Source organism: Jujubicoccus corallicola (assembly GCF_047345645.1).
In the GTDB taxonomy this organism is placed as follows: domain Bacteria; phylum Pseudomonadota; class Alphaproteobacteria; order Rhodobacterales; family Rhodobacteraceae; genus JBLEFH01.
The window spans coordinates 113,885-134,204 of sequence record NZ_JBLEFH010000001.1 but is presented as its reverse complement, the minus strand read 5'-3'; the positions used below and the strand labels follow the sequence as shown (position 1 = coordinate 134,204).

The window sequence follows — 20,320 nt, the reverse complement described above, 5'->3', positions numbered from 1 at the left end:
AAAAGGGAGTCGATCGTCTCTTTAAATGGGATCGTCATTTTTCCAGAACTCATAAAACACTTGTTGTCGCTGACCAAAATAAGCCGATTTGTGCGGTGCAACAAGATTGCTGCCGCGATGGCAGCCATCCGGTCTCGACATGGGAGCGCCACCACATCCTTATTTCATGGGATTTCGTGACAGAGTGTGAACACAGCCGCGCCCAAGCCATAAAGGGCTGCGGCAGCCTGTCGCACTCGCGCGAAAGACGCGCTTTCTCACGCAAGATCAAATGCATAGGAGAATGGTTAACGGCTCTTCAGAAGCGTTAATGACGTAGCGTCACATGCGTTTCTGACCATATGTTCAAAAACAGAGTGTTTCCAGAATGGCAAAAGGCGGCCCCGCAGGACCGCCCTTTCCTTCAAATCTTGGCGTTTCAGCCGCGCAGGCGCTGCTGATAGCTGACGCGCGGCTTATGGGCCTGCCACTGGGCCTCGGGCTGGCGCTGCGCTTGCTCCGGCGAGATTTCCACCGCATCGAAACCCGAACGGCGCGCGAGGTCATACTGATCGGCCAGCACATGGCCCACGGCGGTCAGATCGCCCTCATAGCCCGCATCGCGAATGGCCCGCGCCAGCGTAAAGCCGCGCCCATCCGAGAACACCGGGAACGGGATGCGGATCGCTCGCGCTCCCAGATGCGGCAGGATGTCCGAAATCGGCGTCGTGTTCTCCACCGCCAGCACATCAGGCGTCGCGGACACCTCTTCCAGCGCCACTTCGCCGACGCTGTCCACTTCTTCAAAACCAGTATCGGTCACGCGAATTTTCATCGGTTTTCCTCGTTGAATCTGTCCGTTGGACACGTGAATCCCACATTCTTCCTTGTTTTGTCCACGCCAGCGCCCGGAGCGCGGGTCCTCGCCCGGTGCCACTTTCGACGTGCAGGGCGCACAGCCGATGGAGGGGTAGCCCTGGGCGACCAGCGGGTGACGCGGCAGCTTATAGCGCGTGATGTGGTCCAGCACATCCTCGCGGAGCCATCCGAACATCGGGTTAATTTTCGTGCGGCCATGCTCATCGGTCTCGACCGGCGGCAGTTCCGAACGCGCCTGCGTCTGCCCGCGGCGACGGCCATTGATCCAGCCATCGTAGCTTTCGAGGGCAATATCGAGCGGCACCGTCTTGCGCAGATTACAGCAGGCATCCGGGTCCGCCATATGCAGACGGCCAAACGGGTCGACCTTCTTGATCATCTCATCGGTCGCGCGGACCACCTGAATATTCGTCAGGCCCAGCTCTTTCGCCACATCCACCTGATATTGAAGGGTTTCTTCAAACAGCATGAAGGTGTCGATGAAGAGGATCGGCGCATCCGGGGCCACCTCACTGATGAGATGGAGCATCGCCACGGATTCCGCCCCGAAGGAGGACACCACGGCGATATCGCCATATTTTTTCTCGACGAGGGCTTCGTGCAGAAGCGCCTTTGTCTGTCCGATAGGATGGGTCATGCCGCTTTCTCCTCCGCCGGGTAAAGGGCGTCTTTGAAAGGCTCATTGCCAAGCCGACGATAGGCGTCGAGGAAGGTTTCCCCGTCGTCCTCACGCAGTTCGAGATAGCGCCGCAGCAGGCGCTCGATCGCCGGGATCAGCTTGTCCGCCGCGAAGCCGGGGCCCGCACGCTCGCCGATGCTGGCGGTCTCGGTCCCGTCGCCGCCCAGCGTCACCTGATAGTTTTCCACACCGGCGCGGTCGAGACCGAGGATGCCGATATGGCCGACATGGTGATGCCCGCAGGCATTGATGCAGCCGGAGATCTTGATCTTGAGCTGCCCAATCTCTTCGGCAAGCCCAATGTCATGGAAATGCTCGGCAATCTCCTGCGCGATCGGGATCGACCGGGCCGTCGCCAGCGCGCAGTAATCCATGCCGGGGCAGGCGATGATGTCGGAAATCAGCCCGATATTCGCCGTCCCAAGACCGTTTTCTTTCAGCACCTTATAGACGGATGCGAGGTCCGCGCGGTGGATATGCGGCAGGATGATGTTCTGCTCATGGCTCACCCGCAGCTCGCCAACGCCATATTGATCGGCCAGCGCTGCCATCACGCGCATCTGCTCCGCCGTCGCATCGCCCGGCGTCCCGCCAACCGGCTTCAGGCTGATCGTGATGTTCGCGTAATCCGGGTGGTAGTGATCGCTCACATTCGTGTCCACGAAGGCCTGCACCGCGCCATTGGTGATCGGCGGCACATCGCGGCCATCGACCAGCTCGGGCTTGGCGAACGCCGCCTCAAGCTCGGCCAGCAGTTGCTGATCCACACCCGAAAACGCGGCCCGGCGATGCGGGAACTCCGCCTCCACCTGATCGCGGAAGGACTCCAGCCCCTCCTCGTTCACGGTGATCTTGATCCGCGCCTTATACTTGTTGTCGCGGCGGCCGATCCGGTTATAGGTGGCCAAAATCGCTTCGAGATAGGGCAGCAGATCCTCTTTCGGCAGGAAATCCCGGATCACTTTGCCCACCACCGGCGTGCGGCCCAGACCGCCCCCGACGATGACCTCATAGCCCGCTTCGCCATCCTGCTCGACCATGCGCAGACCGATATCATGCGCTTTGGTCACGGCGCGGTCATTCGGGCTGCCGGTGATCGCAATCTTGAACTTGCGCGGCAGGAAGGAAAATTCCGGGTGATCGGTGGACCACTGGCGGATCAGCTCAGCCGTCGGGCGCGGATCTTCGATCTCATCGGCGGCCGCTCCGGCAAACTGGTCCGTCGTCACGTTGCGGATACAGTTGCCCGAGGTCTGGATCGCGTGCATCTCCACATCGGCCAGCGCGTCAAGAATATCCGGCACATCGGTCAGGACCGGCCAGTTATATTGGATGTTCTGGCGCGTGGTGAAATGGCCGTAACCCTTGTCCCACTTCTCCGCGATATAGCCAAGCTGGCGCATCTGGTCGCTGCTGAGCGTGCCATAAGGCACGGCAACCCGCAGCATGTAGGCGTGAAGCTGGAGATAGAGCCCGTTCATCAGACGCAGCGGGCGGAATTCGTCTTCCGTCAGCGAGCCGTCGATCCGGCGCTGCACCTGCTCGCGAAACTCCGCCGTGCGGCCGCGAACATATTCTTTGTCGAAGTCATTGTAATTATACATGTTACGCCTCTTCGAAACCTTTGTAAGTGGGGCCGGTCACGCGAAACCGCTCGCGGAAATGGACCGGCTCGGGCCCGTCCGGCCCCTCCACAGCATCTGCCAGATAGGGACCAACGATCCGCGCCGCTTCGCCTTCCGCGACCTTGAGCGCCGCCTCGGCCTCCTCCTGATCGGTGTAAAGCACGGCGTTTTTATGGGCATCGACCCACGCATTATCCGCGCCCCGGTAAATCACATGGCCGGACAGCAGATCATTCGCCGTCAGCACTTTCGGAGTAAACTTCTTCGCCATTCAGAGCGCCCTCACCGCATCCAGTCCCAAGATGTCGAGGCCATTCATTTTCAGGCCCTCGATCACGGGTATATCCGCCTCCACATCCCGCGCGGCAATGCCCCACAGGATGACCGCCGGGCCTTTGATCCCGGCTGTGTTCATATCGTCAACAAGATCGGCCAGCGTCGTCTTCACCACGATCTCGCCGGGGCGCGACGCGTTCTCCACCACCGTCACCGGGGTCTCGCGATCCGCGCCAAATGCCATCAGACGGCCCTGCATGAACCGCGCCGCGCGCACGCCCATATAGATCGCCGCGATCTCGCCTTCGGCGAGCGAGCGCCAGTCCTGCTCGGCAAAGCCCTCGGCCTTATGCGCCGTCAGAATACGCACCGCCGCATTGCGCCGCCGGTCCGTCAGCCCGCGGCCAAGCCGCGCGACCGCCGCCGATGCCGCCGTGATCCCCGGAACCACTTCCCAGGCAATCCCGGCCTCTTCCAGCGCATCAATCTCTTCTTCAAGCCGCGCAAACACCGCCGGATCGCCGCCTTTCAGCCGCACGATCTCGCCGCCCGCGCCATGCTCCACAATCAGCCGGTTGATCTCATCCTGCGCGGTGGACGGGCCGAACCCCTCTTTGCCCACATCGACAAGCCGCGTCTGCGGCCCCTTGAGCGCGAGGATCGCTTCAGGCACAAGACGGTCGTGAAAGATCACGCGCGCGCTGCCGATCAGCCGCGCGGCTTTCAGCGTCAAAAGGTCCGGATCCCCCGGACCCGAACCGACAAACCATACCTTACCGCGTGGCGGCTGGGGGTTTTGCGAGAAAATACCGTAACCCATGGCGGCCTCCTTGGGTCACAATATAGAATATTATTCCCTCAAAACACCACTCGCGCCGAACGATAAGAAATTTTTCCCGTCCATATGCGATGTTTCGCGGATGAAATCGGGAAATGCGGGCGAAAACGGAATGGGACGCACCGCCGCCCGCACCCCGCTGCGCACTTGTCCTTTCGCCCCATGCCGGGCAGGTTTGGCGCAAAGGAGCGGACCCCGTGTCAGACAGCGCCAAAACAGCCTTAACCACACCGCAAGGCAGCGATTTTCGCATCCTGCCCTTGGGCGATTCCGCGCTGATTCTCGAATTCCCCGATGATGAGCGCGCCCCGGCCCGCCTCCGCGCCGCCGAGGCCGCGCTCGCGGGCGCCGGTTTCATCGACATCGTGCCCGCCTATCGCAGCCTCTCGGTAGTCTTCGATCCGCTGACCGAAAGCGACCCCGAAGCCCTTCTGCGCAAAGCCGCCACCGCCGAGATTGCCGAAGACAGCGACGCCCGCCAATGGGCGCTCCCCGTCTCCTTCGCCCCGGAGGACGGCCCGGACCAAGGCTTTGTCTGCGAGGAAACCGGCCTCTCCCGCGACGCCCTCATCACCGCACTGACAGAAGCGCGCTTCACCGTCCGCGCCATCGGCTTTTTGCCCGGCTTCCCCTTCATGGGCGGCCTGCCCGAAACCCTCCACCTGCCGCGCCGCGCCGATCCGCGCACCAAGGTCCCGGCGCGCAGTTTCGCCATCGCCAAGGCCATGGCCGCGATCTATCCCGTGGAAAGCCCCGGCGGCTGGCATCTTCTGGGCCGCGCGCCCTTTGATTTGTTTGATAGAAACCGCAAGTCCCCCGCCCTCTTGCGCACCGGCGACCACGTCCGCATCGAAGCCGTCACCCAAGAGGACGCCGCGCAAATCCAGCGCCAGATCCGCAGCGGGACCCTTTCGCCGGAGTCCTTCCAATGCGGTTGACCGTTCTCGATCCCGGCCCGCAAACCACCCTGCAAGACAAGGGCCGCACCGGCCTTCGCCATCTCGGCGTCCCCGTCTCCGGCCCGGCGGATGCGGAGCATTTCGCCCTCATCGCCGCGCTGGCCGAGACCGAAACCGCTTATGAATTCCGCCTCATGGGCCCGAAACTCCGCGTCGAGGACGGCCCCATCGCCTTCGCCGCCTCGGTCGGCGTCACGGTCATCCAAGGCGAGAGCCGCATGACCGTCCCGCCCTTCCACCTCGCCCACGTCCAGCCCGGCGCCATCCTGCAATGCGCCCCGCTGGACCGCGCCTGCGGCTATCTCGCGCTCTCCGGAACGCCCGAAACGCCTGCGATCCTAGGTGCTTACGCCACAACCATGCGCGCCGGTTTCGGCCGCGCCCTCGCCGCTGGAGATGAGATCACCCTAACAGGCCCCCTCCCCGAGCCGCGCCACCTCCGCGCGCCGACGCCGCCAAGCGGCCCGCTCCGCGTGATCCTCGGCCCGCAAGACGACGCGTTCCCGGAGACCGCCCGCGACACCTTCCTTGGCAGCGACTACCGCGTCACCCAGCAAGCCGACCGCATGGGCGCGCGTCTCGAAGGTCCTGAAATCACGCATAAAACCGGCCCGGACATCATTTCCGACGGCATCATGCCCGGCGCAATCCAGGTCCCGGCCACCGGCCAGCCCATCATCCTCGGCGTCGATGCGCAAACCATTGGCGGCTACACGAAAATCGCAACGGTCATCACGGCGGACTTGCCCCGCTTCGGCCAACTCCGCCCCGGCGAGACGGTCCGTTTCGAGGCCGTCACCCGCGCGGACGCCATCGCCGCGCTCAAGCAGCGCCGCAAAGCCCTCGCGGACGCCATCGCCGCCATGAAACCCGGCGCCGCCGACGCCACCCTCAACATGGCGCGGCTCTACGACAGCAACCTGATTTCCGGTGTGATTTCAGAGTGATCTAGCCGAGCGGCCCCTTGAGGTTATCCCGATCGCGCAGCTCTGCGATAAACGCCGCGGCGTCCCGCGCGTCGATCTCCGCTTCCCGCACCAGCCAGTCGAAATGGGTGGTGATCGAGCGCAGCCGCTCCCCGTCGCGAAACGCGAGATAAAACCGCCCGACATAGATCACCGCGAGGATCGGGCCGAACACCGTCACCGGCGCGCTGAAGACCTTGCGCGCATCGAAGAGAAAGAGTCGCAGCGCCGGGAACTGATCCGCGCAGCGCCGCGTCATATGATCCAGCTGGCTCCGGCGCACATGCCGGGGTAAGCCCTTGTAATAGCCCGATCCTTCGGCAAAGGCCGTCAACTCATGCACCGGCAGCGCGATCTCGTAATCCGAGCGCGTATCGGCCAGCCAGTCAACCTTATCCTGCGCCGCCGCCTTGGCCTGCTCCGGGGTGCGGCCCATGAAGGTCTCATATTCCCAGCCCAGCACATCCGGCGTTTTGAGCATATCGGGCAAGGTCGCCGGGACATGGCGGATCTTGTAGCCCTCCGCCTCCCGGTGCCACGCGATGATCTGCTCATCGGCAGGACTGCGGCCCGCGCCCGTTACGGTCATCGCCGCCGCCAGCAGATCGCCGGGCCGTTCGGGGCGTTCGGTGAGACCCAAAAGCCAGTCGGAACTCACATGAAGATGCGCGGCAAGATCGGCGAGAAGCTGGCCGCCCGGCAGTCGCGTCTCGCCCTCGGTCAGAAGCTGGCCGATGGTCGAGCGGTCCACCTCGGCGGCGCGGGCCAGACCGCTGCGGCTCTCGCCCTGCCGCTCCATCGCCTCCACCAGCCGCGCCCTGAAAAGCGCCGCCCGATCCCGTTTGTCGATTTTTCTCTGCATTGTTGGATTTTCTCATCACTTGCAGAAAAAACAAAGCGAAAATTCAGAATTCTGCGCAGGCGCGGGCTTTGATAGCCAAGGGGCAGAAAAGGAGCAGAATATGGACAGCACCCGCCGCACCCTCGTCAAAGCCCTGAGCTGGCAACTCCTCGGCCTCGTCACCATGACGCTGGTTGGCTTCCTCTTCACTGGCTCGATCTCCGCGGGCGGCACGCTGGCGCTGGTCAGCGCGGGTCTGGGGTTCTGCTGCTATTTTCTTCACGAACGCGTCTGGTCCGCGATCCGCTGGGGGCGGACGCAGATGTGAGGGAGTAGGCGAGCGCGTCAGGTTTTCGACCGCTCGCGGTGAAGAAGAACTCGCGGGCTGTCTGTTATCTTATACATTCCGCGCTTAGTCAGTATTTCTCAAATAACAGAAACTTACTCGCGCCAATCCCAAACGACCATGTTTTCGCTGATCGTGCTATTGAGACCTGAATTTTGCATCGCCGCTTGTATCGAGACGTTCGTATTTGACGGCATCACAAAAGGCACGCCCCCGCTTTCCAGATCGAACGGGTCGCCTTTGACGACCTCGTCAGACAGATAGAGGAACAAATCAGCGGACCTGCAATCCCAATATCCACCATATTCTCTGGTGACCGGGTTGTAACTTTGTGGCGAATACATGAAGCAAATCCTCACATACTCACCACGCCCATAAGATTCTGTCTTCCACAGGCTTGGAACCGCCCGTCTATTTCCAGGATACCAAAGATAAGCGATGCCATCATCCGCGAAATATTCAATTTGGGTTCCATGAGACCTGTTATGAGTTTTTCGCGTGCTCCCCGACATGAAATTACGAAGCGCCTCTTTCGACGAAAAATAGGGGGCCATGGCATCTTTTTCAGCTTGGGTCGCAGGGGCAGCACCAACGATCATTTCGGCACTACATCCGGACAGAACGCCGAGCGCCAATAACGCAGTAAAATTGGCCTTGAAATTCAGAAAATTCTTCATGAAACACTTCTCCATAAAACTATCCTAAAACCCGTAAAATCAACACGCTCAAGAGGCGCACATTTAGCCTAGTTTAAGTCCGCTCCTGCGAAACAGATTTTGTCTTATATACCTACGTTAAGTAGAACCGACACAGAGTGAAAACTCAATGAACGTTAGTCTTTGGAAGATCGTTTTCTGCCGTCCCTGATCTGCGCAAACGGCAGAAACTGACAACCCCTTCTTTTTTCGATCAACCTTGATCGCCACAGTCCACCGTTAGAGCCCCAATAGCGGTGAGGTCAGCTCTCCGAAGAGCAATAGCGGGCGAGCCAGATGGTTGCGCCGCCGCAGTCGGGGTCTTCGGCGATATGGTCGATGAGGGCGAAACCGTGGGTGGCGAGGAGCGCGCGATAGTCTTCGGGATCGAGGCTGGCGTGGTAGAGCGGTTCGCCCTCGAATTCGCCCATGGCGATGCCCTGTTTCGGGCCGCTGGTGAACATGAGGGCCGCGCCGGCGGCGGCGTGTTTTGCGAAGATCGGGAACATCGCTCTTTGGCCCTCGGGTCGCAGGTGGAAGCTGCTGTGCCAGGCGAGGAGGCCGTGGAATTTGCGTCCGAGATCGAGGCTGCGCATGTCGGCGGCTATCAGCTCCGCTTCGGGGATATTCTGACGCGCGATGGCGATCATTTCGGGGGCGGAGTCGACACCGGTGAGGGTGAAGCCTTGATCGACGAGGAACCGGCCCATCGGTGCGCCGGAGCCGCAGCCGAGATCGAGAATCGTGCCGCCTTCGGGCAGTAAGGCGATGAATTTCTTAAGCCATACGGTCTCGCGCAGGGTGTGGCCTCGGCGGTCCGCCCATGTCTGCGCGTGCCGCCGGTAAAGGCCGATGATCTGGTCTGCGTCGTCGCTCATGACGCATCCTAGCCTGTTGCGGTGCCCACGCAACGGGCCGTGCGCGTCAGGCTTCGACCGCGTCCGCCTCGGCTTCCGGTTCGATCTTCGTGATCGTCAGGCCCGTCACCCCGAAGATGATCGAGACGATGGGCGAGATCCAGCAGAAGAAATTGAACGGCGCATAGGCAATGGTCGCGACGCCAAGGGTCGCCGCCTGATAGGCCCCGCCGGAGTTCCAAGGGATGAGATTGGCGGTCACGGTGGCGGAATCCTCGACGGCGCGGGAGAGGTTTTCCGGGGCGATGCCGCGCTCGCGATAGGCCTGCGCATAGGTGCGCGCGCCCATGACGATGGCCATATATTGCTCGCAGAGGATGATGTTCGCGCCGATCCCGGTCAGCACAGTCGCGACGATCAGCGAGCCGGTGGATTTGGCGGCGGCCAGCACCCGGTCGGCGATGACGCGGAGTTGGTTGGTCCGCTCCATTACGCCGCCGAACATCATCGCGACGATGATGAGGCTGATCGTATACATCATGGATTCCATGCCGCCGCGCGAGAGCAGGCTGTCCACATCCGCGACGCCGGTTTCGGACACATGGCCGCCGAAGGCGACGGAGACGAGCATGTCGTAATCCGCGCCCTGCAAGGCCACGGCGCAGATCACCCCCGCGACGACGCCGAGGGTAATCCCCGGAATCGCGGGCATTTTCTTGTAGGAGACGCCGAGGACAACCAGCACAGGCAGGAATAGCACGGGGCTGATGACGAAATTTTCGGAGAGCCCGGCCTGAATGGTCGCGATGCGCTCCAGATCGCCGCCCGCCGCGCTGTAGCGCAGGCCAATGACGGTTTCGATGATCAGCGTCAGCACAATGGAGACGCCGGTGGTGTAGGCCATGTGGCGGATATGGGTGAACAAATCGGTGCCTGCCATGGCGGGGGCGAGGTTGGTGGTGTCCGAGAGCGGGGACATTTTGTCGCCGAAATAGGCGCCGGAGAGGACCGCCCCCGCGACTAGGGGCAGCGGGAAGCCGAGCCCTTCGCCGATGCCCATGATCGCAACGCCGATGGTGCCGGTGGTGCCCCAGCTCGTGCCGGTGGCGAGGGACGCGATGGCGCAGATCACCACGGCGGCGGGCAGGAAGATGGCGGGGGACATGACGTCGAGGCCGTAATAGATCAGCGTCGGGACGACCCCGGCGACGATCCACACACCAATGAGAATGCCGACAACGAGCAGAATAATGATGGCCTGCAAGGAGTTGGCGATCCCGCGGATCATGCCGTTCTGGATGTTCTGCCAAGTGAAGCCGCAGCGCAGAGCGATCACGCTGGCCACAAAGACGCCGAGCAGCATCGGGACATGCGGGTCCAGCCCATAAATCACGATGGAAATGCCGATGCCGATGACGAGCGAGAAGAGCGAAATCATCGCCTCCCAGAAGCCCGGTGCGCGTGCGTGATCGGGAATATCCGTTTTGACAGGAATATCCATGATGCCCTCCCATTTTTATTCTTCGGGGCGACAAATCCCGCCCGCATTTATTGGGTGAGTATCTTGCCCATGACTTTGGGACCGCAATTGGGAATTGTTTAAAATTCTTTCTTTTCGTCAGCGCGCATGAAAAAAGGGGCGCGAAATCGCACCCCTTTCAAAATCTTAACGCGGAGAGGCGTTAGCCCTTTTTCAGAACCTCGCGGCCCAGAAGCTCTGCGATTTGCACGGCATTGAGGGCCGCGCCCTTGCGCAGATTGTCCGACACGCACCAGAAAGCGAGGCCGTTCTCGACCGTCGGGTCCTTGCGGATACGGCTGATATAGGTCGCATCTTCGCCGGCGCTTTCGACCGGGGTCGCGTAGCCGCCGGGCTCGTGCTTGTCGACCACGAGAATGCCCGGTGCCTCGCGCATGATCTCGCGGGCTTCCTCGGCGTCGAGCGGTTCCTCGGTCTCGATCCAGACCGCTTCCGAATGGCCGACAAAAACCGGCACGCGGACGCAGGTCGCGGTGACGGCGATGTTCGGATCAACGATTTTCTTCGTCTCCTCAACCATTTTCCACTCTTCCTTGGTGGAGCCGTCCTCTTTGAACACGTCGATCTGCGGGATCACGTTGAAGGCGATCTGCTTGGGATAGACGCTCGGCGCGACTTCCTGACCCGGCACGAAAAGACCCTTGGTCTGGTTCCACAGCTCGTCCATCGCGTCTTTGCCCGAACCCGACACGGACTGATAGGTCGAGACGACGACGCGCTTGATGGTCGCACGGTCATGGAGCGGCTTCAGCGCGACAACCATCTGCGCGGTCGAGCAGTTGGGGTTCGCGATGATGTTTTTCTGGCTGTAGCCATGGACCGCATCGGGGTTCACTTCCGGCACGATCAGCGGCACCTCGTCATCATAGCGATAGAGCGAGGAGTTATCGATCACGACGCAGCCCGCGGCCGCCGCTTTGGGCGCATATTCGGCGGTCGCATCGGAGCCAATCGCGAAAAGGGCAATATCCCAGCCGGTCCAGTCGAACTGCGCAATATCCTTCACCTTCAGGGTTTTATCCCCAAAGCTGACCTCTGTACCCTGGCTGCGACGGCTGGCAAGCGGTGCCAGCTCATCCACCGGGAACCCACGCTCTGCGAGGATGTTCAGCATCTCCCGCCCGACATTTCCGGTCGCCCCTGCGACCGCGACGCGATAGCCCATGATGGTCTCCTTCTCGTTCGTTCGAGGCGCTCTATACGCGATTCACCGGCGAATGGAAATGCACCGCGGCGCATGACAATTGCTCAAATCGCTTCTCTGGGCCAATATAAGAAAAAAACACAAGCAGGCGCGGTTATGGATCTTTCGAGCATCACCGAATTTCTGGCCCCTTACTGGAGCAGTCTGGTGAATTTTGGCCGGTCGCTGCTGCTGCCCTCGCGGCTGTGGCAGGTGGCGGGGCTGTTCGCGCTGTTCGGGCTGGCGCATCTCATCGCGATGTTTCTGGAGCCACGGATCACGGCACGGCTGAGATCGCTCAAGGATGTGCCGATGTGGCGCATGCGGATCTTCCTGCTGCTGCGCGACCGGATGCGGATGATGCTGTTTTTCCTCTTCTGCACCATCGCCGCGCAGATCATTCAGGAGGTGACATGGGCCAGCCGCGCCTTCCTGATCTCGGCGGTCGGCAACCTTGCCGGGGCGTGGCTTGCCATCGTTTTCCTGAGCCGGATCATCAAATCGCCGCCGCTGCGCAAACTGGTTCGCTGGGGCGGCTGGATCTGGGTGACGCTCTATCTCACGGGGCTCCTGCCGGACATGGTGGCGCTGCTCGACAGCGCGGCGATTGAGGCGGGCAAGCTGCGGATTTCGCTGCTGACGATCATCAAGGCGATTATCATTCTGGCGATCACCCTCTGGCTGGCGCGGCTCTCGTCCCGCACTCTGTCGGAGCGGTTGGAGAAAAACGAGGACATCTCCCCCGCCATGCGGGTGCTGACCGGCAAATTGCTGACGGCGCTCTTTTACGCGCTGGCGATCATCTTCGGCTTGCAGGCGATTGGCTTCGATCTCACCAGCCTGACGGTGCTCTCCGGGGCCATCGGTCTCGGCCTTGGGTTCGGTCTGCAAAAGATCGTCTCGAACCTCGTTTCGGGCGTGATCCTGCTCATGGACAAATCGCTGAAACCCGGCGATGTGATCACGCTCGGCGATGATTATGGCTGGGTGAACCAGCTTGGCGCACGCTATGTCTCCGTGCTGACCCGCGACGGGCGCGAGCATTTGATCCCGAACGAGGAACTCATCACCAGCCGGGTGGTGAACTGGTCCTACTCGTCCAATTATGTCCGTCTCGATCTGCCCTTTCAGGTCGCCTATCAGGCGGACCCGCATCTGGTGCAGCAACTCGCCCGCGAAGCGCCGAAAGCGGTGCAGCGTGTGGCCAAGGAGCGCGCGCCGGTCTGCAATCTCATCGGGTTCGGCGAAAGCGGGGTCGATTTCAACCTGCGCTTCTGGATCACGGACCCGACGGGCGGGCTCCAGAATGTGCGCTCCGAGGTTTATATGAACCTCTGGGATATCCTGATGGAAAACGAGATCGAGATCCCTTATCCGCGGCGCGAAGTCACCCTGCGGCGGGACAAGCCGGACCCGACCGAGCCTTAACTCTCCGTCGCGAGCATCCGCAGTCCGGCGGTCACATCGGCCCGCATGGCGAGGCGCAGCGACGCCTCATCGCCGGATTTCAGTGCCGCGATGATGAGGCGATGATTGCGGCCAAGCTGGTCGCGCCGCAGCTTTTCGTAAAGCGCGCGCATGGTGGGGCCAAGCTGAAGCCACACCGTCTCGACCATCGCCAGCATCGCCGGGGCCTGCGCCCTGAGGTAAAGCGCGCGGTGAAAATCGAGATTGCCGCGCACATAGCCGCCCGCATCGCCGGTGGCGACGGTGCGCTCGATACTGTCATTCATCATCTCCATCCGCTCCAGCAGGGCGAAATGGGCGCGCGGCATGGCGCGGATGGCCAGCTCCGGCTCCAGTAGCGCGCGAATGGCGGCGAGTTCCTCGATCCGTTCATTGGTCAGATCCGGCGCGCTGACCCGGCCCGATTGGGTCATGGTCAGCCCGCCCTCGGCCACCAGACGGCGCACCGCCTCGCGGGCCGGGGTCATGGAGGTGCCGAAATCCTCGGCGATCCCGCGCAAGGTAAGCTGCGCGCCCGGTGCGATTTCCCCATGCATCACTCGCGCGCGGAGCGCCCGATACACGCGCTCATGCGCCGGAACCGTGTCGATCATGTGAACTCCCAAGCCAGCAAAGTCGCTCCGCTGCGTTTAAGCCAATTGCGTTCATTCTTATAGTCTGGACGCAGCTTCGCAACGATCTTCCAGAAATCCGGCGAATGATTCATCTCGATAAGATGGGCGACTTCATGAGCGCAGACGTAATCGCGGACCGCAACCGGGGCCATGATCAGCCGCCAGTTGAACATCAGTTTGCCGTCGTGAGAGCAGGAGCCCCAGCGGGATTTCGGATCGCCAAGGCGGATGGATTTATAGGGGCGGCCCAAGGCCTCGGCGTAGTGATCGCAGCGCGCGGCGAAGATCCGCCGGGCTTCGCGTTTGAGAAGCCGCTCCATGGCGGGGCCAAGCATCTGACTTTGCGGGAGGATCATCTGGCCATCCGCGATGACCGAACTGCGGACCGCGGCCTGAGCAATGGGCCATTCCTCTCCAAGATAAAGCTGCGTCCCGCCAACCTCCGGCCGCCGGATTTCGGGCCGTCCCGCCATTTTCTCCCGCAACCAGCCTTCATGGGCGGCGACGAACCGTTCGGCATCCTTGAAGGGCATCCGGGAGGGGACCGTAACGCGGGCGCGCCCGTCAGCGGTGAGGCGCAGCGTGATCCGCCGCGCCCGCGCATTGCGATGAACCGTGACCTCGATCGGCGGGGTGCCGATCCGCAGAAGGGCTTGCGTCAATTGGCCTTTCCGCGGGTGCTGCGCCGGGATGTGGTCCGGCTCGCGGTCCTGCGGGTCTTGGTGGCGCTCGTCTTGGCTGCGCCGTTGCGTGCTGCGGTTTTGGCCGCAGGGCTTTTCGGCGGGGTGGTCTTGGCGGGCACGGTTTTCGGCGCGGTGGCCTTGGCCGAAGCCGTCTTCGGCGCTGCTTTAGCGGAAGCAGACTTGGGCGCGTCCGATTTGGTCGCTGACTTCGCAGGAGCCTTCGCCGCCGCTTTGGCAGGAGCTGCCTTCGTTGCAGTTGCTTTGGCCGGGGTCGCTTTGGTCGTGGCCGACTTCGTCGGGGCCGGCTTCGCAATCTCCGCCTTGGGCGTGGTCGGCTTCGCGGCGGGAGCATCGTCAAGCGGCGTCTGCGCCGGTTTCGCTTTCGCCGCCGGTTTGGTCGCCTTGGCCGCCGCCTTCGTCGCGGTGCCATTCACGGCGTGACCATTCACGGCGTGACCGTTCACGGCCTTGCCATTCACCGCAGCGCTTTTCTGAGCGTGGCCGTTCACCGCCGCCCCATTGACCGCGTGGCCGTTGACCGCATGACCATTCACCGCCTTCTTGGCGTGGCCGTTCACAGCCTTGCCCGCCGGGACATACTCCGCGCGGTGTTTCTGAATGAAATCGCGGACTTGCGGTTGGATGAAATTGCGCCAGCGCGAGCCGTTGAAGACGCCGTAATGGCCGACTTTTTCCTGCTCGTAATGCAGCTTCATGTCACCCGGCAGGTTCGGGGTCAGCTTATGCGCCGCCTCGGTCTGGCCCTTGCCGGTGATGTCGTCTTTTTCGCCCTCGATGGTCATCAGCGCGATGTCCGTGATCTCGGAAGGTTTCACCAGCTTGTCGCGGTATTTATACTCGCCTTTCGGGAGCAGATGGCGCTGGAAAACCCGGTCGATGGTTTCGAGATAGAACACCGCCGGAAGATCCATAACCGCCAGATATTCATCATAAAACGCGCGATGCGCCTCCGCGCTGTCCCCGTCGCCTTTGATCAGGTGACGGAACTGGTTCTTATGCGCGTCCACATGGCGGTTCATGTTCATCGCCATGAAGGAGGAAAGCTGGATGAAGCCCGGATAGACGCGGCGCATGAAGCCCGCATGGGGGAACGGCACCGGGACGATCACGTTTTTCTCGAACCATTCCAGTGGCTTCTGCTGGGCGAGGTCGTTCGGTTGCTGCGGGCTCACGCGGGTGTCGATGGGCGATCCCATCAGCACCATGGAGGAGGGCCGCGCCGGGTTGTCCTCTTCGGCCATCAGCGAGGAGGCCACCATCAGCGGGACGCCGGGCTGACACACGCCGAGCGTCGCCGGGCGCTGGCCGGTTGTCTCCGCGAGGAACTGGCAGAATTCCTTAAGATAATCCGCGTAATCGTCGAGGCTGAACATCCCCTCGGAAAGCGGCACGTCGCGGGCATCCACCCAGTCCGTGATATAGATATCATGCTCAGGCAGCATGGCGGCGACGGTCCCGCGCAGCAGGGTCGCGTAGTGGCCCGAGAGCGGCGCGACGATCAGGACAACCGGGTCCTTGCGGCGGCGCGCGGCGGGGGTGTCGCGGACGAAATGCTTGAGGCGGCAGAAGGGCAGATCGAGGACATATTCTTCCTTGATCGGCGTCGGCTTGTCGTTGACGAGCACTTCCTGAATGCCGAATTCGGGTTTGCCGTAGCGCTTGGTGGCGTCAATAAACAGCTCAAATGCGGCCGACGAATAGATCGAGCTAAGGCTCGCCCGCATCGGGTTCAAAGAACTGTCGAGAGCAATTTTTCCAAATTGAGCGGCTTGCCGCATCGGTGTCACTGCAGCATGCGCGAGCTCATAAAAATGATACAACATAGGTTAACTCCGCAACATTATTGCGCCACGATAACGCCGATGGTGCAGCGCGACAAGTCTCTTTAAAGATTTTATGACTGTCGCGTTGTCGCAGTAAGCGATGGAATCTAGGACAGAAATGCGCCGCTGCTACTTTTTTGACCATTTATGGCCAAGAGTGTGAACATCGCGTTAAGACGCCATCTGGTTGCGATGCAGCTATTTTTTAACCTTTCTTAACCTGCTCGGCCTTATTTTGTGATCACGTTATGGGCGCGACAAGCGGCCTATTCCGCCCCGCGCTCTCTATAATGGCGCTCAAATTTGCAAAAAATCAACTCACCCTGATAAGCGCGCCCAAGAACCGGTCAATTATATTAAAATAATTATATACGCGGATTCATGAATTTGTCTGTGAGCTGGTCCACCTAAATTCGGTAATTCCAGCCTCGCGCTGTTTACGTAAAGGAAACTTAACTGCCCGGACAGACTCGGTTTTCTGGCGGGACTGCACTCAAAGATGAGCACACATCACGTTAAGAGTTTTTCGCCGCAGCGCATCATTTTTGATAACCCAGATTAAGCTGCGGCGCACAAAAAAACCGCTGCGAATTTTTTTCGCAGCGGTCGATTTTGGCGTTTTTTTGGAGCCGAATCAGCCGAGGCTGGGTTCGATTTCCTTACAGGCCGCGACGAGATCCTTCACCGCGCTGACCGATTTGTCGAACATCTGCTGCTCGTCCTTGTTGAGCTTGATCTCGATGACCTTCTCGATGCCGCCCGCGCCGATCACAGTCGGAACACCGACATAGAAGCCGTCGAGGCCGTAAGCGCCTTCGACATTGGCCGCGGCCGGAAGAACGCGGCGCTTGTCCTTGAGATAGCTCTCGGCCATCGCGATTGCGGAGGCTGCCGGTGCGTAGAAGGCGGAGCCGGTTTTCAGCAGGCCAACGATCTCTGCGCCGCCGTCACGGGTGCGCTGAACGATCTGGTCGAGCTTTTCCTGGCTGGTCCAGCCCATCTCCACGAGATCCGGGAGCGGGATACCGGCCACGGTGGAGTAGCGGGTCAGCGGGACCATCGTGTCGCCATGACCGCCGAGAACGAAGGCCGTCACATCCTCCACCGACACGTCAAACTCTTCGGCGAGGAAGTAACGGAAGCGTGCGGAATCGAGCACGCCCGCCATGCCGCAGACTTTCTCTTTCGGCAGACCGGAGAATTCACGCAGCGCCCAGACCATCGCGTCGAGCGGGTTGGTGATGCAGATCACGAACGCATTCGGCGCGTGTTCCTTGATCCCTTCGCCGACCGATTTCATCACCTTGAGGTTGATCCCCAGAAGGTCGTCGCGGCTCATGCCCGGCTTGCGCGGCACGCCAGCGGTCACGATGCAGACATCGGCACCCGCGATATCGGCATAGTCCTGCGTGCCTTTGAATTTCGCGTCAAACCCGTCCACGGGGCTCGACTCGGCAAGGTCGAGACCTTTGCCCTGCGGCACACCTTCGGCGATGTCGAACAGAACAACGTCACCCAGTTCCTTGAGGCCAACGAGATGCGCGAGCGTCCCGCCAATTTGTCCGGCCCCGATCAGGGCAATCTTCTTCCGTGCCATTGGCTCCTCCTGAAGTGCATTAGCATCGCGGGAGGTGATACGCGCCTTTCGCGCTTGCGTCAAAGGGTGTTCAGCTTTTGAAGCGCCGTAACGTCACTAACCCATGTTAATAAAAAAGTTCAATTTCGCTACGAAACCGGTTTGGATGGTAACCTTTTGTTAACCATCCCTAACGAGGTTGCTCTACGCTAATGTGGAGTGAGATATGGAAAAAACTATCATTATGAGCGCAGTAGCCCTCGGGCTGACGGCTACTCTGAGCCAGGCGGCGACCTTGAGCTACAGTGACAGCATTGACCTGCGAACGACGGATTGGTCGGAGACACTCTCTGTTCCCCAATTCGATACAGCGCTTGGGGAATTGAACAGCGCGACGCTGACCTTGACGGGCAGCGTCAACGGCAAGGCCAAGGCGGAAAGTCAGGATACGGCGCCCTCGACAGTCACGGTGGACCTGTCGGCGCTGATTTCGGCGCAGACCGACTCCCTGGGCGATATTGCCCGCGTGGTGCCGCTGGTGAGCGAGAGTGCGGAGCTGTCGGCCTATGACGGCACGCTGGATTTCGCAGGCACATCGGGGTTCGAGACGGACCGCGTGTCCGGCAGCGAAACCGCGACGGCGACGCTGACCGGCGATGATCTGGCGGAATTCCTCGGGACGGGGAATATCGACATCATCCTGTCCGCCGCGGGCGAGTCGCAAGCCTCGGGCAGCGGCAACCTCATTTCGGAATTCCAGACCTCGGCCAGCGGGACGCTCGATATCGTTTACGACTATACCGAGATCGCGCCGGTGCCGCTTCCGGGCGCAGCGCCGCTGCTTTTGGGCGGGATCGCTCTGATCGCCGGTGGCGCTTATCGCCGCCGGAAGGGCTGATTTCACAGCGAAAATCGTGAAAACCCGAGAGGAAGGCGGCGCTGCGGTGCCGTCTTTTTCGTTCGCGTAACGTCGGTTTTGCGCAATCTTGTTTTTTGCAATGCAATATGTTCTAGCTTGAGCGCAGCCAGGAGGAGCCCATGACTCAATACCGTCCCCGCCGTTCTGTTCTTTATATGCCGGGCTCCAAGTCCCGCGCGCTGGAAAAGGCCCGCGGCCTCGCCGCCGATGCGCTGATCCTCGATCTCGAAGACGCCGTTGCCCCGAGCGAGAAGACCGCCGCGCGCGAACTCGTCGCCGAAGCGGTGCGTGAGGGCGGCTATGGCGTCCGCGAAATTCTGATCCGGATCAACGGTCTGGAGACGGAATGGGGCATGGAAGATCTGAAAATGGCCTGCCGCGTCGGGCCGGACGGGATTTTGGTCCCCAAGGTCAACACGGGCGCGGAGATCGCCGAGCTGGCCCGCAAGCTTCGGGAGTTCGACGCGCCTGAGAAAACGAAAATCTGGGCGATGATGGAAACGCCGCTCGGTATCATCAACGCGCAGAATATCGCCGCGGCGGACCGAATGGGCGGGCTCGTGATGGGCACGAATGATCTGGTGAAAGAGCTGCGCTGCGAGTTTACCGACGACCGCGCGCCAGTCGCGACCTCGCTTTCACTCTGTCTGCTCGCGGGCCGCGCCCATGGCCTGCCGGTGATCGACGGGGTTTATAATGCGTTCAAGGATGACGAAGGGCTGGAGCGTGAATGTGTGCAGGGCCGCGAGATGGGCTTTGACGGCAAAACGCTGATCCACCCGGCGCAATTGGACATCACCAACCGCGTCTTTGCCCCCTCGGAAGAGGCGATTATTGAGGCGCGCGAAATGACCAAAGCCTTTGAGGAATCGATGGAAAAGGGTGAGGCGGTCGCCGTCTACAATGGCAAGATCGTGGAGAACCTCCATGTCGAGAACGCCAAGCGCCTGATTGCCATGGATGACGCGATCAAGGCGATGGAGGGCTAAATGCTCCTGATTTTCCTCGGCCTTCTGCTCTGGAGCGCCGCCCATTTCGCCAAGCGTCTCTCGCCAGACCTGCGCGCCGGGTTCATCCGCAAGTGCGGCGAAGGGCCGTGGAAAGGCCTCGTCACCGCGCTCCTGATCCTCTCGGTTCTGCTGATGGTCTTCGGCTATCGCGGCGCGCTCGGCAGCCCGCTTTGGTCGCTGCCCTCCTGGGCCTGGCATGTGAACAACTCGCTGATGATCATCGCGGTTCTGCTCGTCGGGATGAGCCATTCGACCGGCTGGCTCGGCACCCGCCTGCGCCACCCGATGCTGATCAGCGTCATCGTCTGGGCGATCGCGCATCTTCTGGTGAACGGCGACAGCCCGTCGCTGCTCCTTTTCGGCGGGCTTGGCCTTTGGGCGATTGTGGAGATCATTCTCATCAACCGCGCCGAAGGCCCGTGGACGCGCCCTGCCCCCGGCCCCATCAAGAAAGACTTTATCCTCGCCGGGATCACCGTCGCCGTGTTCGGCGTGATCACCCTTATTCACGGCCTGATCGGCCCCTCACCATTTCCGGGATAACG

The 20,320-nt window shown here is 61.3% G+C and carries 20 protein-coding genes; 7 read left to right on the top strand and 13 right to left on the bottom strand.

Going from position 1 to position 20,320, the window contains the following annotated elements:
• Nucleotides 1-418 precede the first annotated feature (418 nt).
• Genes ACMA5I_RS00660 through cobA form a run of 4 tightly spaced genes read right to left on the bottom strand, consistent with a single transcriptional unit; the run spans nucleotide 419 to nucleotide 4,258 of the window.
• Nucleotides 419-1,495 carry a phosphoadenylyl-sulfate reductase gene (locus tag ACMA5I_RS00660; protein ID WP_525884290.1) on the bottom strand — a complete coding sequence of 359 codons (1,077 nt, stop codon included), beginning with the start codon at nucleotides 1,493-1,495 and terminating at the stop codon, nucleotides 419-421.
• A complete protein-coding gene (locus ACMA5I_RS00655; RefSeq protein WP_525884289.1) occupies nucleotides 1,492-3,141 on the bottom strand; it encodes a nitrite/sulfite reductase in 1,650 nt (549 codons plus the stop codon). The genes ACMA5I_RS00660 and ACMA5I_RS00655 overlap by 4 nt, the downstream gene beginning before the upstream one ends.
• A gap of 1 nt (nucleotide 3,142) precedes the next feature.
• Nucleotides 3,143-3,433, bottom strand: a complete 291-nt coding sequence (locus ACMA5I_RS00650) for a DUF2849 domain-containing protein (protein ID WP_525884288.1) — start codon at nucleotides 3,431-3,433, stop codon at nucleotides 3,143-3,145.
• Nucleotides 3,434-4,258, bottom strand: coding sequence for a uroporphyrinogen-III C-methyltransferase (cobA, locus tag ACMA5I_RS00645; RefSeq protein ID WP_525884287.1), 825 nt, complete (start codon nucleotides 4,256-4,258; stop codon nucleotides 3,434-3,436). It lies immediately after the preceding gene.
• Nucleotides 4,259-4,473: 215 nt separating this feature from the next.
• Between cobA and ACMA5I_RS00640 the strand changes: the two genes are divergently transcribed.
• On the top strand, nucleotides 4,474-5,214 hold the full coding sequence (locus ACMA5I_RS00640) for a 5-oxoprolinase subunit B family protein (RefSeq protein ID WP_525884286.1): 741 nt from the start codon (nucleotides 4,474-4,476) through the stop codon (nucleotides 5,212-5,214).
• Complete coding sequence (locus ACMA5I_RS00635) at nucleotides 5,205-6,182, top strand: 5-oxoprolinase subunit C family protein (protein ID WP_525884285.1); 978 nt, start codon at nucleotides 5,205-5,207, stop codon at nucleotides 6,180-6,182. The genes ACMA5I_RS00640 and ACMA5I_RS00635 overlap by 10 nt, the downstream gene beginning before the upstream one ends.
• Nucleotide 6,183: 1 nt before the next feature.
• Here the strand turns inward: ACMA5I_RS00635 and ACMA5I_RS00630 are convergent, their stop codons facing one another.
• A complete protein-coding gene (locus ACMA5I_RS00630; RefSeq protein WP_525884284.1) occupies nucleotides 6,184-7,062 on the bottom strand; it encodes a helix-turn-helix domain-containing protein in 879 nt (292 codons plus the stop codon).
• A 100-nt stretch (nucleotides 7,063-7,162) separates the two neighbouring features.
• Between ACMA5I_RS00630 and ACMA5I_RS00625 the strand changes: the two genes are divergently transcribed.
• Nucleotides 7,163-7,369 carry a DUF2061 domain-containing protein gene (locus ACMA5I_RS00625; RefSeq protein WP_525884283.1) on the top strand — a complete coding sequence of 69 codons (207 nt, stop codon included), beginning with the start codon at nucleotides 7,163-7,165 and terminating at the stop codon, nucleotides 7,367-7,369.
• A 113-nt stretch (nucleotides 7,370-7,482) separates the two neighbouring features.
• On the opposite strand, the gene ACMA5I_RS00620 is transcribed toward ACMA5I_RS00625, so the two are convergent.
• The 4 genes from ACMA5I_RS00620 to ACMA5I_RS00605 form a co-directional block, all read right to left on the bottom strand.
• Nucleotides 7,483-8,064, bottom strand: a complete 582-nt coding sequence (locus tag ACMA5I_RS00620; RefSeq protein ID WP_525884282.1) for a hypothetical protein — start codon at nucleotides 8,062-8,064, stop codon at nucleotides 7,483-7,485.
• 281 nt (nucleotides 8,065-8,345) lie between these two features.
• A complete protein-coding gene (locus tag ACMA5I_RS00615; protein WP_525884281.1) occupies nucleotides 8,346-8,960 on the bottom strand; it encodes a class I SAM-dependent DNA methyltransferase in 615 nt (204 codons plus the stop codon).
• A 46-nt stretch (nucleotides 8,961-9,006) separates the two neighbouring features.
• Nucleotides 9,007-10,440, bottom strand: coding sequence for a Na+/H+ antiporter NhaC (gene nhaC / locus ACMA5I_RS00610; RefSeq protein WP_525884280.1), 1,434 nt, complete (start codon nucleotides 10,438-10,440; stop codon nucleotides 9,007-9,009).
• 181 nt (nucleotides 10,441-10,621) lie between these two features.
• Entirely contained in the window at nucleotides 10,622-11,644 is a 1,023-nt protein-coding gene (locus ACMA5I_RS00605) for an aspartate-semialdehyde dehydrogenase (protein WP_525884279.1), read from the bottom strand.
• Nucleotides 11,645-11,779: 135 nt separating this feature from the next.
• Here ACMA5I_RS00605 and ACMA5I_RS00600 point away from each other — a divergent pair, with 135 nt between their 5' ends.
• Nucleotides 11,780-13,090 (top strand): mechanosensitive ion channel family protein, encoded by a 1,311-nt coding sequence (locus ACMA5I_RS00600; RefSeq protein ID WP_525884278.1) that lies wholly within the window; start codon nucleotides 11,780-11,782, stop codon nucleotides 13,088-13,090.
• Here ACMA5I_RS00600 and ACMA5I_RS00595 read toward each other — a convergent pair.
• The 4 genes from ACMA5I_RS00595 to mdh all read right to left on the bottom strand — a co-directional run bounded on the left by ACMA5I_RS00595 (nucleotide 13,087) and on the right by mdh (nucleotide 17,867).
• A complete protein-coding gene (locus ACMA5I_RS00595) occupies nucleotides 13,087-13,722 on the bottom strand; it encodes a GntR family transcriptional regulator (RefSeq protein ID WP_525884277.1) in 636 nt (211 codons plus the stop codon). The genes ACMA5I_RS00600 and ACMA5I_RS00595 overlap by 4 nt on opposite strands.
• Complete coding sequence (locus ACMA5I_RS00590) at nucleotides 13,719-14,405, bottom strand: M48 family metallopeptidase (protein WP_525884276.1); 687 nt, start codon at nucleotides 14,403-14,405, stop codon at nucleotides 13,719-13,721. The genes ACMA5I_RS00595 and ACMA5I_RS00590 overlap by 4 nt, the downstream gene beginning before the upstream one ends.
• Entirely contained in the window at nucleotides 14,402-16,270 is a 1,869-nt protein-coding gene (locus ACMA5I_RS00585) for a polyhydroxyalkanoate depolymerase (protein ID WP_525884275.1), read from the bottom strand. Before ACMA5I_RS00585 ends, ACMA5I_RS00590 begins: the two co-directional genes overlap by 4 nt.
• 634 nt (nucleotides 16,271-16,904) lie before the next feature.
• Nucleotides 16,905-17,867: a malate dehydrogenase gene (gene mdh / locus ACMA5I_RS00580; RefSeq protein WP_525884274.1), complete on the bottom strand. Its 963-nt coding sequence runs from the start codon at nucleotides 17,865-17,867 to the stop codon at nucleotides 16,905-16,907.
• A 223-nt stretch (nucleotides 17,868-18,090) separates the two neighbouring features.
• Between mdh and ACMA5I_RS00575 the strand changes: the two genes are divergently transcribed.
• From ACMA5I_RS00575 to ACMA5I_RS00565, 3 genes are all read left to right on the top strand, one after another.
• Complete coding sequence (locus tag ACMA5I_RS00575; protein ID WP_525884273.1) at nucleotides 18,091-18,744, top strand: choice-of-anchor E domain-containing protein; 654 nt, start codon at nucleotides 18,091-18,093, stop codon at nucleotides 18,742-18,744.
• Between the two features lie 140 nt (nucleotides 18,745-18,884).
• Nucleotides 18,885-19,754 (top strand): HpcH/HpaI aldolase/citrate lyase family protein, encoded by an 870-nt coding sequence (locus ACMA5I_RS00570; RefSeq protein WP_525884272.1) that lies wholly within the window; start codon nucleotides 18,885-18,887, stop codon nucleotides 19,752-19,754.
• Nucleotides 19,755-20,318: an NnrU family protein gene (locus ACMA5I_RS00565; RefSeq protein ID WP_525884271.1), complete on the top strand. Its 564-nt coding sequence runs from the start codon at nucleotides 19,755-19,757 to the stop codon at nucleotides 20,316-20,318.
• Nucleotides 20,319-20,320 lie beyond the last annotated feature (2 nt).

What these genes read in the sequence shown, in the direction of transcription:
- ACMA5I_RS00635 (WP_525884285.1), top strand. Translation starts at nt 5,205, where the DNA reads ATGCGGTTGACCGTTCTCGATCCCGGCCCGCAAACCACCCTGCAAGAC.
- mdh (WP_525884274.1), bottom strand. Translation starts at nt 17,867, where the DNA reads ATGGCACGGAAGAAGATTGCCCTGATCGGGGCCGGACAAATTGGCGGG.
- ACMA5I_RS00650 (WP_525884288.1), bottom strand. Translation starts at nt 3,433, where the DNA reads ATGGCGAAGAAGTTTACTCCGAAAGTGCTGACGGCGAATGATCTGCTG.
- ACMA5I_RS00620 (WP_525884282.1), bottom strand. Translation starts at nt 8,064, where the DNA reads ATGAAGAATTTTCTGAATTTCAAGGCCAATTTTACTGCGTTATTGGCG.
- ACMA5I_RS00655 (WP_525884289.1), bottom strand. Translation starts at nt 3,141, where the DNA reads ATGTATAATTACAATGACTTCGACAAAGAATATGTTCGCGGCCGCACG.
- ACMA5I_RS00585 (WP_525884275.1), bottom strand. Translation starts at nt 16,270, where the DNA reads ATGTTGTATCATTTTTATGAGCTCGCGCATGCTGCAGTGACACCGATG.
- ACMA5I_RS00660 (WP_525884290.1), bottom strand. Translation starts at nt 1,495, where the DNA reads ATGACCCATCCTATCGGACAGACAAAGGCGCTTCTGCACGAAGCCCTC.
- ACMA5I_RS00595 (WP_525884277.1), bottom strand. Translation starts at nt 13,722, where the DNA reads ATGATCGACACGGTTCCGGCGCATGAGCGCGTGTATCGGGCGCTCCGC.
- ACMA5I_RS00570 (WP_525884272.1), top strand. Translation starts at nt 18,885, where the DNA reads ATGACTCAATACCGTCCCCGCCGTTCTGTTCTTTATATGCCGGGCTCC.
- nhaC (WP_525884280.1), bottom strand. Translation starts at nt 10,440, where the DNA reads ATGGATATTCCTGTCAAAACGGATATTCCCGATCACGCACGCGCACCG.
- ACMA5I_RS00600 (WP_525884278.1), top strand. Translation starts at nt 11,780, where the DNA reads ATGGATCTTTCGAGCATCACCGAATTTCTGGCCCCTTACTGGAGCAGT.
- ACMA5I_RS00605 (WP_525884279.1), bottom strand. Translation starts at nt 11,644, where the DNA reads ATGGGCTATCGCGTCGCGGTCGCAGGGGCGACCGGAAATGTCGGGCGG.
- ACMA5I_RS00575 (WP_525884273.1), top strand. Translation starts at nt 18,091, where the DNA reads ATGAGCGCAGTAGCCCTCGGGCTGACGGCTACTCTGAGCCAGGCGGCG.
- ACMA5I_RS00625 (WP_525884283.1), top strand. Translation starts at nt 7,163, where the DNA reads ATGGACAGCACCCGCCGCACCCTCGTCAAAGCCCTGAGCTGGCAACTC.
- ACMA5I_RS00565 (WP_525884271.1), top strand. Translation starts at nt 19,755, where the DNA reads ATGCTCCTGATTTTCCTCGGCCTTCTGCTCTGGAGCGCCGCCCATTTC.
- ACMA5I_RS00615 (WP_525884281.1), bottom strand. Translation starts at nt 8,960, where the DNA reads ATGAGCGACGACGCAGACCAGATCATCGGCCTTTACCGGCGGCACGCG.
- ACMA5I_RS00630 (WP_525884284.1), bottom strand. Translation starts at nt 7,062, where the DNA reads ATGCAGAGAAAAATCGACAAACGGGATCGGGCGGCGCTTTTCAGGGCG.
- cobA (WP_525884287.1), bottom strand. Translation starts at nt 4,258, where the DNA reads ATGGGTTACGGTATTTTCTCGCAAAACCCCCAGCCGCCACGCGGTAAG.